Origin of the sequence: Pseudarcicella hirudinis, assembly GCF_900115665.1 — a bacterium.
In the GTDB taxonomy this organism is placed as follows: domain Bacteria; phylum Bacteroidota; class Bacteroidia; order Cytophagales; family Spirosomataceae; genus Pseudarcicella; species Pseudarcicella hirudinis.
Genome location: NZ_FOXH01000008.1, coordinates 240,664 through 254,167 on the forward strand (window position 1 = coordinate 240,664; position 13,504 = coordinate 254,167).

The following is a 13,504-nucleotide window of genomic DNA, read 5'->3' on the forward strand; positions in this document are numbered from 1 at the left end:
AGTAATGGAGAACCCGGATATGATGTACTGATAATTATTACATAGTCACGACATGACTGTATTAAACGAAGTCATGTTGACATTCAATTATGATTTAAAGATAAGGTTCTATTGTCTTTATTTTCCCGTCGGTATCATAAGTAATTTCTGTAACTTTTACACTCCTCAAATGTGTTACGCCTTCTGAAAGGCTTGAATCATGATAAAACAGATACCATTTACCATCTGCTTCACAAATAGAATGATGGGTCGTCCAGCCTACTACGGGATTTAAAATACGACCCTGATAGGTAAAAGGGCCGTAAGGATTATCGCCGATGGCATAACAAAGAAAATGTGTATCTCCCGTTGAATACGAGAAATAGTATTTTCCCTGGTAAAAGTGCATCCATGAAGCTTCAAAAAATCTTCTTTCATTATCACCAGCCAGTAATGGATTACCATTCTCATCCAAAATCAGAACTTCTTTAGGTGTTTCTGCAAAACCAAGCATGTCATCCGAAAGTTTGGCTATTAACGGATTAAGCGCTGTTTCATTTGCTTTGGGCTCCTGATTTTCAGGTGAATATTGATTATTACGATAACTCTGAAGTTGTCCGCCCCAAAGTCCCCCAAAATACATATAGTACGAGCCGTCTTCATCCTCAAAAACCGCAGGATCAATTGAATAGCTTCCAGCAATCGGCAGAGGTTCCGCGACAAAAGGGCCTACAGGTGAATCTGCCACAGCTACGCCAATCTGAAAAATATTATCTGCTTTTTTAGCAGGGAAATACAGGTAATATTTCCCGTTTTTACAGGCAGCATCAGGTGCCCACATCTGACGTTCAGCCCATGGAACATCATTTACATGAAGCGCTACACCATTATCGATAGCCTCACTTGTCACTGAATCCATTGAAAGAACATGATAATCTTCCATGGCAAAATGGCTCCCCAAATCATCAAAAGGAATACCTGCCTCAATATCATGAGAAGGATAAATATAAATTTTATTGTTAAATACATGAGCAGAGGGGTCAGCTGTATAAATATGTTTTACAAGTGGCTGAGAAATTGCTCTGCGATTCAAATCTCCAAAATCAATGTGTGCTATGCTTACTTCAGGCATTTTTCTAAAATTTTATGCGTTTCTTCTTTGCTTTAATTCTTTTTCAATTTTTAATTCCATGACTTTGTCGATCTCATACCAGACAACCAGAACTGCTCCTAAAATGAAAAGTATTCCGGGATAAATACTTACAGCCCTCCTGATCCCCGAAACCGTTTCCACAGTTTGTCCGGCTTTTTCAGCAATATATCCTGACCTCGATAACAGAATCGCACCAATAGCGCCACCAATACTTAAACCGGCCTTTAAACCAAAAATCATGGCAGAAAAAATAATGGCAGTGGCTCTGCGGTTATTTTTCCATTCTCCATAATCAGCCACATCCGCAATCATCGCCCAGAGTAACGGAATGGTAACACCATAAGTAAATCCGTGGAAAATCTGCGTAACAAAGACCACTCTGATAGAATCTCCAGAATAGAAGTTAAACATTATTAAGCATAAGGCAGAAAGTGCCAGAAAAATACCAAAAACATTACGTTTTCCAAATTTGTCGGCCAAAGGTTTTGAAAACATAATCCCGGCTATCATCATGATAATTCCACAGGCATTAAATAAACTATTAGCTGAAGTTGGAGCATCTTCCGGCCATTCAAATTTTCCTAATCCTAAACCAGTAATAAATTGATTCAAACCTTTTATGAAATGATTAAAGCCAACCTCCTCCAAAAAAGCCGTCTGAGCAACAGGATTCAGGTAATACTTGAAATAGTAAATATACATCCCCCCTTTTAGTGATAAAGTAATAAAAATCAGCACAGTTAAAGAAAGCATAATCGTCCAGGGCCGGTTCTTTACTAAATCCGAAAGGTCCTGACTTACACTACTATTTTCTTGTCTGGCAGATATTACCCGTTCTCTGGTAGTAAGAAAAGTGATTAAGAAACAGGCGACACCAATTGCGGCAAAAAAAAGCATTACTTTTTCAAAACCAACCACCTTGTCGCCATGCCCCAGTGAAATAGTCAGAGGTAATAATAAAGATTGAATGATAAACTGAGCGATCATTACCGCCACAAATCTGTACGACGACAAACTGTTACGATCCGCCATATCGCCAGTCATAACGCCACTCAAAGCTGAGTAGGGTAAATTATTAGCAGAATAGACAAGCACTAATAGCAGGTACGTGACCAAAGCGTAAATTACTTTACCGCTTTCGCTGAAATCGGGGGTGGAAAATGCCAAAAGAGCAATAACTCCAAAAGGCACAGAAGTCCAGAGAATCCATGGTCGGAATTTTCCCCAGCGGGTACTGGTTCTGTCGGCAATTAAACCCATTACCACATTAAAAAAGGCGCCGACAATTCCTCCGGTAAAAATCACTATACTTGCTTTCCCGGCAGGTATTTTATAGACATCTGTATAAAAATATGCCAAAAATGTCATTAATGTCTGAAATATTAAGTTAGCAGCTAAATCTCCCAGACTGTAACCTATTTTCTCTGAAATAGATAGTTTCCTTATTCTTTTCTCTTTAATCATCGGAACCGGTTATTTTGTAGTCTTTAGATTTATTACAGCCTGATATGCTTTTTTGGGTTCTAAGGCTCTGTCGAACAACAATGGGTAATTAGTACGATTTCTGATCGGAAAACCATTCAGCCATGAATGACTGTCATCTACTCCCCAGAAAGTCACCCTGCTGATTTTATCCCGATGTTTTAAGAAAAGTTTAAAAAGATCCGTATAACGATTTGCCAAAACTGTCTGAATGGAATCAGGCAATGAATCTTTGTAAGGATTCATCGCCGGGCTTTCTGCAAAACGTTGATTGACATCTGCCCCTTGTAAATCCCAGGGATTAGGTAATACAGAAAGGTCTAATTCAGTGAAAGCCACTTTAATACCCAATTGAGAAAATTCAATGATAGAGGTTTCAATTTCCTGCAGATTGAGTTTATGAATACTCCAATGCCCCTGAATTCCAACCCCATCGATTTTCGTTCCACCTGCCTGAAGTTTCCTGATAAGCTCGATTGCACCTTTACGCTTTGCAGGTTGTTCTATATTGTAATCGTTATAATATAGAGCAGCATGGGGATCAGCTTTGGCTGCCAAATCAAAAGCATTTTTGATATAGTCTTCACCCAGGTTATTCAGGAAAACAGATTTCCGTAGTGTTCCATCTTCATTTAAGGCCTCATTTACCACATCCCAGCTATTAATTTTTCCGGCATATCTTCCGGCAACCGTATTGATATGCTCGGTCATAAATATACGTAAGGAATCTGCATTTTTAATTTTACCTGCAAAAGCAGGTAATTGAGAATGCCAGATTAAAGTATGACCTACAATATACATGCCGTTCTTCAGGCCATATTCAACGTATTTATCTGATAAATCGAAATTATAATGATTCGGGGTGGGATGAATAATCTGAGATTTCATGATGTTCTCAGGAGTAATCGCATTGAATTCCCGTTTGATTAATCTATTGGCTTTTTCATTCCTTTCGAGAATATGTTCTGTCCCCAAGGCTGTGCCTATCAGAAAATCATCCTCATAAGCAGACTTGAGAGACTGAATTTTGTTCTGACCAACAGACGGGGAAACAGATAAAGCACAAAATAAAAATGCACTGTAAAAAGGTTTTGCAATTTTATGATAATTCATACTCTTTTTCATATAAATATTCTAGTTGATAATTCATTTAAGGACACGGGATATGTAACTATAAAACCTTATAGGAACATAGGACAGATAGAATAATATTTTTCAGATTATGCCAGTCTGAGCATGTAAATTTTGGGATAAAAAATAACCGGGATTATGATTAAGCAGGTAAATAAGAATAAACCTTTCCTTATTATGCCATTGAAAAATAAGACGATTGAGTTTCATAAAATTGTTAATGTATCAGAATGTTTTTGGGAAGATGTAAAGTAAGCAGATGGCTAAAAAATAAAGTAGCACATATCATCATATTTACGCATCAAATGTTCAAAGTGCGTAAATATGCTTTGATTATAACTTTGGGATAAGTCTATGTTTCTACTTTATCTGGAGTTTTATAGGGTTTTATGTATTGTTATCTCTTCGATGGTAAGATATGCCTGGTGCGTTACAGACATTTTACTTCATTTATTATCCATAGTCAAAAAAGATTGTGGATAGGGAGAGTCCATCTCTAAAGATCTTCTGTTCGGTACAAAACATCTTTAGACTCTTTATTTATTCATACAAATTTTAGAAGGATATTTTGAAATTGTACTTCAACACTCCATTTATCTGGCTTTTTATTCAAATCAAACCATATAATCATACCTTTGTTAATCCTTTCTTTTCTATAATTTTTACAGATTCAACGGAATAATCTCCATTTCCAAATTCCACTCCACAATAAGGACATATTTCATAGTGGGACAATTTCCCTCTTTACCCCAAGGCAAATCGTCAATATATAATCCACATACTCCGCAATAATATTGTTCCATAATAATATTGTTTTAACAAGTATTTCACAGCATCCGTAGATCTAAACAATGTTCTTGATGCTCCTACTCCATTAATTATTCATAGTCAAAAAGAATACGGACAGGGGAAAGACAAATTCTTCAAGTTTAGCTCAATAATGCATCCTCTTCCTCATTACCCAGGAATTTACCTGACACAATCTTCTTTGCTATTTAAAATTTAAGTCTCCAAAGGAAGACTTAAATTAATTAGGATTATTGTTCGCTATAAAATACTTTCCAGTTTGATTTCTCTAAGTCTTTAACCTTTAATCTTTCTCTCTTAGAATAAAGCCGATACTTCATTATAGAGTCTTTACCCACAGTTCTTATTAAATTATTAGTAAAGAAAAAAACCGTCAAGGTACTGTCTTTACATCTTTCATTAATGAAATACTCCCATGTATCTGTAATCAGCAAATTTCTTTCTTCTTTCGGTTTTATGATATTTGAAAATAAATAATTAATCTCCCCTTTTTCTTCAACAATTGGGTAAAAGATAATACTATCTGCAACCTCATAATATATAGTATCCACTGAATTATTAACTAACGTTAGTTTACCATCTTGATGTTCACATCCTATCGTAAACATTAAAAAAGATAATATAAATATGATGATTAAATTCTTCATTTTATATTTTGTTGGATAATTCTTTAAAAAGTTAGGATGAAGATCTCTCCCAAACCATATTTCTGCCATCTTGTTAGCTCTTTTTTCAGTCCAGTGTTCATTAAATTGTGTAAGGTTGTTGAACACTCCCGCTATATCAAGACAACACAAAAAATATAGATATGATAATAAATATTATAAAAAGAGTATTAATTACTCTTGTCAGTTTTAAAAGAGTTTTTACATCTTTTAGCTCTCTTTCGCCTTGAGCTTCTATTCTAAAAAAAGGAGTATATCCATATGAAGTAATATTTTTAAAACTTGTAAAAGTGTCTAAAAGGTCAACATTTCTAAATTTTTTCATAAAAAGAGCTATTTTTATTTTAAAGAAAAAAATCCCTCCTCCTATTAAGTAAAGTAAAAATCCTAAAAAAAACTCTATCGCATTTCTCATTAGCTATTTTATTTTAAAATTATGTTGAACTCTAGTATTATCTTGTGGGGTCACGCCAGTTAACTTAATACTTTTACTTGTAGGATTCAAATCCGAAAATTTAATCCCAGCTGAATCACAGATACTCTCTATCGTAAATGATCCGAAGTCAAAAAGACTACGGACTGGGTGTATGCTATAATACACTATAGTAAAAGAAAATACTTTTTCATCCTCTCCACTGCTTCAACTACTTTTCCTCTGTATTCATAAATAGTGTATTTACCATCGCTTTCAATATTATGAGATTTTGCATCAAAATAACCTCCAACTAGATCAAAAAAAATTTAAACCTGTTATAGTTTTCTTCTTCAAAATTTTCTATTTGTTTTAATACCGTCTCTTCTTCAATATAATCGTATGAATAGTAAATGTTAAATCCAAAATTGACTTCATCATTAGCCAATGCTTTATCTAATGCTTCTAAATATATTCTAAAAAACTCTTTATCTTCCATAATTTCCATAGATTTCAGGGACTTCACTCCCAAGGCCAATGTTACGTATTTTACTATTTGATTTTCCAATATGAAGATGGGGTAATCTTTTTCCTTGTGCCCATTTACCGTTTAAACCTTTACTCGAAAGAGTATGAACATCAAACCTTTGTTGAGTCTCATATTCCTTTTTTGTTACGATAGTAAATCCGTCTATTTTACCACTTCTTGCTTTTAAATGGATTAATTTTCATATTAGCTATAAATGCCAAACCAGTTTGTATACCTACTGAAGTTACTATTTTCTTTGCATCATCATTTGATAGTCCCGTTCTAACATACGAATTATAATAATTCGCCTGCGCCAATGGATCAAAATTGTACATTAGTGAACTAGGGTTGTTTGAAATTAAAGTAAAAAATGCCATCTCATATGCTTACCGTGTCAAAGACACTATATACCATAACTCATCCGTAGTCAAAAAGACTACCGACAGGGGAGTATAGTATTATAAACCCATACAAGATTAGCAAATGCCAGGCAGCCAATTGCAGATAATTTTACAACTCCTTGTTTTGAAACTTCAATCAAACGATTGGTTACCTGCGGAGTAATTACTACAATGGCAGGAATTGCAGAGGATTTCAGAATTTTCGCTGAGACCTCATTTGTAGTTACAGCACAGGATGAATTGGCATTATCTGTAACCACTACAAAATACCACAATTCTCCATCATCATTTGCCCTATAGTTGTTTGTTAAACAGGGGGTGGATAGAGACTTTCTTCCACAGAAACACTAAAACTAGAGAACGCGAGGCTTATCTATGCATGACGTATCCCATGTGCACTTACTCAGCATATGACCTAAGACAATAGGCTACATCTCTCTCAAAGCCTTCTCTATCAAATAGTTTTACTTTTATAGAATTAAAAATAACAAACGACATTAAAAGCTCCTTTGCCAACATTTTTTTTACCTCATTTGCATCTGCATTTACAAAAACGTTATAGTCTAACTTTATATTATAGACCAAAGCATCTGTTCGTTCGTAAGGTCGTCCATCTTGGATCGTAATCTCCTTACCTTTTTTATATTTTGGTTTCCTTACTTTGTGAAAAAAGTCAAATTCTGGAGCAACGCATATAATTCCTACGTACAGAGTACGCAAATCATCTCCATAATCCCTTGTTCTTAAAAATTCCGATATATTATCGGACACTTGTTTAATGTAATCTGAAACTCCATTTTTTATAATAGGTTCAGAAACCTCTTGTGTTAACGCAAATTCCATTATCTAAATATTTTATTCCCTGGAGGCAAGGCTCCATTTATAAGTACATATTTATAAATCTGTATTTTTTTCGCAATTTTTATTTCTACTTGGTTACCTGAAAATTGGGGTAGTAAAATACGATTCTATTACGTCTTCGAATTAAATAAACCATTGGTGCCGACACATAAGTTGAAATGAACGATTATTTGAAATTAAAACAAAAAATGCCATCTCATGTGCTTACCGTGCCAAAGACACTATATACCATAACTCATCCGTAGTCAAAAAAGACTGCGGACAGGGGATTTAAATGTCCCTTAGCAAGACTTAGACCATACCATTCTTGGAGTTATTCTTCAAATGAATGGCTGATTATATTAAAATCTTTTTTTTGAGAGCATACTTTTGTTGCTAAACCTGCTATGGTACCAAAGTCCTTTTTAAGTGTTATTTTTGCATTACCAAGCATAGTCTGATTATATAATTCTTTACTGAAATTATCATAATCTAATATTTTGATTTTATTTCGACCATAGCGGTAATTATATCTCCATAAACTACACCAAATAGTAGCAACTATTTCTCCCGATTGTATGTCATATGCTTCAACCAAATATAATGTATCAATTGGCTGTTTTAATTCTGCGCTTATCATTCTAGTTAATGATTTACGAGCATCAAAAAAAAGCTCTGCTACATGAAATGTCGATTTATCTTTAAATTTTTGATATCTATAAACCTTTTTAGATAAGACATCAAAAGACTGTTGAGAAAAACAAATTAATTGACTTGATAGTATTATTAAAATTAATAAAAAAGTTTTCATAATATATTAATTTAGTAGGAAACACGTTGGGAAACAATAAAAGGACGAGTTACAGTGCTACCTCCAAATGATGGAATCTGAAAACTTCCTACTTGCATTGGTTGCGCATAAACACCTATATGAGTGGACTTTATAATAATCCGTGTCGGCTCGTATCCATTACCATTTGCATCAACAGCATAATGAGTTCGTAAAGGAAGACCTTGTTCTGAACGCAGTTGATTTTCTCTATGAGTTGAATATAGCTCTGCTTTTGGAATATTTTGCGTATTCCCATCGGAACCAGTTATCGACACCCAATTAGATTGATCCAATGTTCTTTTGTATTTGTCCTCAATATGAGCCATCTCATGCCCCAAACTTATATAGGATGGAGGGGTTACACCACCCTTTTCAGTAGGAATTAAACTTGTCGAACTTGGATTAAAATTTATATATCTTCCCTCCGAATCAGCAGAATTTCTATTACTACTCAAAATGTTGACATTCGTTGAAGAGTTAGAAAGAAAATCCACTAACTCTCTACCTTCTTTGCCAAGCCCTAATCGGGCTAAAGCACTTGATACTTATTAATAAACTTATCATCCCCAGAATAAATATTACCCTGATTATCATAAAAACCATATCCACCCTTTTGGGTAAATCCATAATTATAGGACACTCCATTTCCACTTACTTGAATACTATCACCATTAATATCTATGTTACTCACAGGGTTGTTCGCAGCATACTGATAAGCTGAAAGACTAGAATATTTTTCAGCAAACCTATCCACAACAAACCATCTACCCAGGGTGTTATCATACTGTCTCGCTCCATAATCCAGCCAACTCGTCTCACTATCTGATTCCTTACCATTATACAAGCGGTCATTACTTCCGGGACCCTTTAATATACCACTCGGAAAGCCTGTATTCGCATCCATCCCAAAACCATGATAGTCTATCTTCTGCCATACATTCGCATTATCATCATCATCGATCACCAATCGCACATTCCCAAGATGATCCTTCACTGTGTAATAATACACATATTTACTCTCACTACTCCCCTCATACCAGCCATCCCTCGGCATCACATGACCTTCCTCTGTTCCTATACGCCTGATCCCTCCATCACCATCATTGATCTCCACCGGACCTACATAATATACCTTCTTCCCATTCTTCGCCTGTCTGAAAGCCAGCTTCGTCCCATCTGCCGCATAATCATAACCCTGTGTTAATCCATCCAGCGTTACACTCTGCTGTAAATTTAATAGATTATATTTTATCTCTGTTATCTTTCTGGCTGGATAATTCGTCATATTTCCATTTCCGTCATAACTGAAATTACCCGAAAATCCACTCGTTGGATAGCCATCATTACCAGAGTTATCACTTACACTTAATAATCTGTTCGAATTCCCCTCCTGACCACCTCCTTCATACTGATAACTCAAATTATCTATCAAAACTCCATTCGCATTCTTTCGCTGTAATGACTTTATGTTCCCATTCCTATCATATTCTATCCCCTCTTCTGAAAACTTCGTCGAGCCCTTCCCTTTTGCAGAAGTCAAACGATTTACTCCATCATAACTATAATCCATCCCCCCGTCATTCAACCATGTAACCGAATTGATATTCCCATTGTATTGGCCCGTGTAATCCAGGTTATGTCGGAAATTTAAGCCCGTTGTCGCATTCAAACCATAACTCCCTAATGGCAACTTCGTATTCGCAGAGGACTCCTTCCACCAGCCTCGGATGTTATACGAATAAAACTGAGCCTCCGTAAAACGAATTTTACCCTCCTTTTTTAGTGTCTTCGCTGGCAACCTCCCTAAACTCCGATCTAGTAACTGCCCTAATCTATTATAATTCAATGAATCCAGTAAATGCGGTACTTCCTCTACGTCTTTCCCATTCTTGTTCTCTAAAATCTGATGACATATCGACGTTAATCTATCAGCATGATCATATGTGTATTTCTTGTAGATCGTAAAGGGTTTCGTAGAGGGGGCTATATTTACCTTCTCCTCTAACACCTGACCTGTATACGATAGCTTATGAGACGTCGTCAGCCTGGTTGTCCCCCCTGCCCCATACCCATTCTCTACCGTCTGGACCACACGACCTCTTACATCATAATAAATCCCCGTCGAGATCTCCCCGCTTATACTTCCATCCGACTTTAAGATTGCTGCTGTCTTCCCCGTCAACATTCCCTTTACATTCGCCTGGTCTATCGCATCTAACTTATAATCTGCATTGAAAGCATTGGATACACTTCCATAATCATCATAAAAAAACTGCTCCAAGACTGTATTTCCCTGTTTTTTCTTCCTCAAACGGTTTAAGCCATCATACTCATAAGCTATCACTATCCCTCTACCATCTGTCCTAGAGCTAAGTAAATCCTGATCATTATAAACCATTTTTACTACCTGCGAGCCCGGTAACTTCTTCTTGGATAAACGACCACGGTTATCATACAGATACAAATAACCAAGATTATTAAAATTACTCTTATCCACTGCTGATAAGGACGTTCCCCCAGGTATGAACATCCCCGATAACTTAGGGGGTATTACGGCTCGTAATTGCCCAAGATCATCATATACATAATACGTATCCAGAAAACCCTGAGAATCTTTACCCGTAAAAACACGCTTTAAGACAACACGACCACTCTTATCCTTATACTCCCGTACTCGGTTGCCTCCTGAAAAACCCGTACCATTCTCATCTACCCTCTCTACTATCGACAGCTGACCTGCTCCATAAGTACCATTCGGAGTTATTGAATTCGTCAAATCTGTGATTGATGTATCCGAAATAATTCCCGCTTCAAATCGAAGTACTTCGCTGCCATCATTGAGAAGATACCGAACTCGTACAGTTTGATCTCCCGTCCCACTTACCCAATCCTGACCAGCTCCTGCTTGCCGTATCACCCGGTTTAAGGGAGATGATTCATAGTTTGTCTCTGAAAATCCCCGTGAATCATTATATTGTGCTCCTGCCGTTAGGGTCGGACTTGTAACAAAATTCCCCTGACCGGCATCTACTGCAAAAGGAACTGTTTCTTTGCTCATTCTACCTATGTTGTCATACTCCATACCAATTACAATATCCTCCCCTTTACTCCCCTGCTGAACCATAACCGTCTGAATTGGTCGCCCCAAGCCATCTAAATACGTAACCTTATGCTGTACTTTATATGGATTAGAATAGTCCCCAACTGTTACAGTTGATTCCTTGTGTATCGTTTCCCGTACATAATTATTTGGCTTGCTTTGACCCCATATTGAATTGCAAACCAGTATAAGTAACAATATCTGTAATACTTTATTCATCCCTTTAGTTAATTAAATAGTCAAAATAGCTCAGATAGGTTCTTACACCTTATAATAAGAACCTGATGAAAGTAATATTGAATAAAAGAAAAAAGCTCTTTGCAAAACTTGCTCTATTTTTAAAAACAATCTGTCAAACCATAAAACCAGTTTTAAACAATTAATAGACAATACGATTCTAATCAGTCCTTTTTTAGACCGACGGCTTTCTATCATTAATCCTATGTAATGAAATAATATAAAAGAGAAAGGGAGACGTTAAAGATTATATACGGATGTATGAACCTCCAGCCCTTAGAGTTCCATACGACTCTAAAGATTATTAGTTAAATAAATAACATTCTCTCTGACACGGTAAATCGAAATGAAAAATAATTTGAAATGAAAACAGTAATTTGACATACTATAGTACTTACTGTGTCAAAGACACTTTACACCATAAATTATCCGTAGTCAAAAAAGACTACGGACAGGGGGGTAAAGTAAGATGTTCGTTCTAATAATCCCAATTCTCTTCTAAACCCATTTACTACTGTTTCTATTGCCCCTATCGCATTTGGGTTATGTCCAACTTCGCCTGGTTTGGGAGGATCATCAAACTGAGGGATGAGCATCACCTTCGACAAGATTTAAACAAACATTCTGATTAACTCCTCAAAAGTATTAGTCTCATCAATCATTTTATCTAAACCACGTCCATCATCTAATGGCAACCAAAGACGTTTATTCTTTGACACATGGGCTTTGATTCTAATTTTTAACTCCTCAAAAGTTACTGGCTTGGGTTCTTGTGAAAAAATTGGTTTAACTTTTACCATTAAGCCAACGCTTTTGATACTTTCCCAAAGTAATAGGTTGCTATCCTGTTCTAAACTTTGAATAAAGTATTGTTGCCCTTCTGAATCAATTACTTGAATATTTGAATTCCATTCGCTTTTAGCACTTAAAATACGTTTATCTGCAATAAAAGTATTCATTGAAATCATTTTTTTATCTTTTTCAGTAAATAGGATAATTGGCTCTTTCATTGTGTTATTATTTTTTTCCATTTCCTAATCTCATGGTTTGAGGTAATAAACCAAATTTGAAATAATTTGGGGTTGATGAAAATATGTACATCGCTTGCCAACCTGGTATGCTGGATTGTAAACCATAGCTTGTTCCATGAGCCCATCTCATGTGTGAGGCATGAGTTGAAAACCTTGTCAAATTCCATGCCTGATTTCCAATAGGTTTTAGCCATGTATGTTGAGCCATTAACTCTTGTGAAATCAGCCAATGATGTTTCGAACCTGTCATATCTATACCTAAACGCTTTAGTCGTGAAACAGTAGTACCATACTCATGCGACATCCCCACTCCAAAATAACGTCTTATACCACCTTTCACACCTGCTTTAAAAACCGCTTTACCGACTCCCATAACAAGAGCCTTTACTAAAAATACATCAGAAATTGCCAATGCTGTATGCCCTATGCCTGTCCAAGTATCTCCTCTGTCAAAAGCATCAATTGCATCTGCTCCCGAACCGACTACTGGTACATATCGCCAACCACTATCTTCACTTAAACCACTTGCTGTTTTTGGTTCTTCTGTCTTTTTGGTTTTGTCATCATCTGGACAGCAATTATTTTGTTCACTATTATTGCCATTTTGTCCTATTCCATATTCTTGTTGAACATTCTTCCAGCTTACTTCTTTTCCATTATCTTCATACTTGCCTGTTTCCCAATTGTATTTTGAAGCCATACCATCAGGGTCAATCATCAAAATTGGGTTATTTTCGCCATAGTTGTATGGTGTAAGATGCTCAAATTCTTCCGCCAATGGGTCAATTACCATCCACCTCCCCAAGGAACTATCATACTGCCTCGCTCCATAATCCAGCCAACTCGTCTCACTATCTGATTCCTTACCATTATACAAGCGGTCATTACTTCCGGGGCCCTTTATT

General features: G+C 36.1%; 13 protein-coding genes and 1 pseudogene. All 14 read right to left on the reverse strand.

Features of this window, described 5'->3' with window-relative positions:
• Positions 1–94: 94 nt before the first annotated feature.
• A complete protein-coding gene (locus BM179_RS15280) occupies positions 95–1,111 on the reverse strand; it encodes a glycoside hydrolase family 43 protein (protein ID WP_092018016.1) in 1,017 nt (338 codons plus the stop codon).
• Between the two features lie 12 nt (positions 1,112–1,123).
• Entirely contained in the window at positions 1,124–2,596 is a 1,473-nt protein-coding gene (locus tag BM179_RS15285) for an MFS transporter (protein WP_092018017.1), read from the reverse strand.
• A gap of 9 nt (positions 2,597–2,605) precedes the next feature.
• Positions 2,606–3,739: an endo-1,4-beta-xylanase gene (locus BM179_RS15290; RefSeq protein ID WP_229632959.1), complete on the reverse strand. Its 1,134-nt coding sequence runs from the start codon at positions 3,737–3,739 to the stop codon at positions 2,606–2,608.
• A gap of 1,043 nt (positions 3,740–4,782) precedes the next feature.
• On the reverse strand, positions 4,783–5,268 hold the full coding sequence (locus tag BM179_RS15295) for a hypothetical protein (protein WP_143095240.1): 486 nt from the start codon (positions 5,266–5,268) through the stop codon (positions 4,783–4,785).
• A 67-nt stretch (positions 5,269–5,335) separates the two neighbouring features.
• The gene (locus BM179_RS15300; protein ID WP_092018020.1) at positions 5,336–5,632 is read right to left on the reverse strand and encodes a hypothetical protein; all 297 of its coding nucleotides are present in this window, start codon (positions 5,630–5,632) and stop codon (positions 5,336–5,338) included.
• 310 nt (positions 5,633–5,942) lie between these two features.
• Positions 5,943–6,197: a hypothetical protein gene (locus BM179_RS15305; RefSeq protein ID WP_092018021.1), complete on the reverse strand. Its 255-nt coding sequence runs from the start codon at positions 6,195–6,197 to the stop codon at positions 5,943–5,945.
• 397 nt (positions 6,198–6,594) lie between these two features.
• Positions 6,595–6,834, reverse strand: coding sequence for a hypothetical protein (locus BM179_RS15310; protein ID WP_092018022.1), 240 nt, complete (start codon positions 6,832–6,834; stop codon positions 6,595–6,597).
• A gap of 124 nt (positions 6,835–6,958) precedes the next feature.
• The gene (locus BM179_RS15315) at positions 6,959–7,402 is read right to left on the reverse strand and encodes an Imm44 family immunity protein (protein WP_092018023.1); all 444 of its coding nucleotides are present in this window, start codon (positions 7,400–7,402) and stop codon (positions 6,959–6,961) included.
• 331 nt (positions 7,403–7,733) lie between these two features.
• Positions 7,734–8,210 carry a hypothetical protein gene (locus BM179_RS15320; RefSeq protein WP_092018024.1) on the reverse strand — a complete coding sequence of 159 codons (477 nt, stop codon included), beginning with the start codon at positions 8,208–8,210 and terminating at the stop codon, positions 7,734–7,736.
• An 11-nt stretch (positions 8,211–8,221) separates the two neighbouring features.
• Positions 8,222–8,731, reverse strand: a pseudogene (locus tag BM179_RS15325) (M91 family zinc metallopeptidase); the annotation flags it as partial.
• 29 nt (positions 8,732–8,760) lie between these two features.
• Positions 8,761–11,529 carry a DUF6443 domain-containing protein gene (locus BM179_RS15330; protein ID WP_218159227.1) on the reverse strand — a complete coding sequence of 923 codons (2,769 nt, stop codon included), beginning with the start codon at positions 11,527–11,529 and terminating at the stop codon, positions 8,761–8,763.
• A 464-nt stretch (positions 11,530–11,993) separates the two neighbouring features.
• Positions 11,994–12,164: a hypothetical protein gene (locus tag BM179_RS25365; RefSeq protein ID WP_177219423.1), complete on the reverse strand. Its 171-nt coding sequence runs from the start codon at positions 12,162–12,164 to the stop codon at positions 11,994–11,996.
• A 15-nt stretch (positions 12,165–12,179) separates the two neighbouring features.
• Positions 12,180–12,578: a hypothetical protein gene (locus tag BM179_RS15335; protein ID WP_218159228.1), complete on the reverse strand. Its 399-nt coding sequence runs from the start codon at positions 12,576–12,578 to the stop codon at positions 12,180–12,182.
• A gap of 7 nt (positions 12,579–12,585) precedes the next feature.
• On the reverse strand, positions 12,586–13,504 hold a 919-nt coding region (locus BM179_RS15340), incomplete at its 5' end, for an RHS repeat domain-containing protein (protein ID WP_143095241.1).

Coding starts and splice junctions, on each gene's coding strand:
- BM179_RS15285 (WP_092018017.1), bottom strand. CDS start 2,596: ATGATTAAAGAGAAAAGAATAAGGAAACTATCTATTTCAGAGAAAATA.
- BM179_RS15280 (WP_092018016.1), bottom strand. CDS start 1,111: ATGCCTGAAGTAAGCATAGCACACATTGATTTTGGAGATTTGAATCGC.
- BM179_RS15315 (WP_092018023.1), bottom strand. CDS start 7,402: ATGGAATTTGCGTTAACACAAGAGGTTTCTGAACCTATTATAAAAAAT.
- BM179_RS25365 (WP_177219423.1), bottom strand. CDS start 12,164: ATGCTCATCCCTCAGTTTGATGATCCTCCCAAACCAGGCGAAGTTGGA.
- BM179_RS15300 (WP_092018020.1), bottom strand. CDS start 5,632: ATGAGAAATGCGATAGAGTTTTTTTTAGGATTTTTACTTTACTTAATA.
- BM179_RS15290 (WP_229632959.1), bottom strand. CDS start 3,739: ATGAAAAAGAGTATGAATTATCATAAAATTGCAAAACCTTTTTACAGT.
- BM179_RS15335 (WP_218159228.1), bottom strand. CDS start 12,578: ATGAAAGAGCCAATTATCCTATTTACTGAAAAAGATAAAAAAATGATT.
- BM179_RS15295 (WP_143095240.1), bottom strand. CDS start 5,268: ATGGCAGAAATATGGTTTGGGAGAGATCTTCATCCTAACTTTTTAAAG.
- BM179_RS15320 (WP_092018024.1), bottom strand. CDS start 8,210: ATGAAAACTTTTTTATTAATTTTAATAATACTATCAAGTCAATTAATT.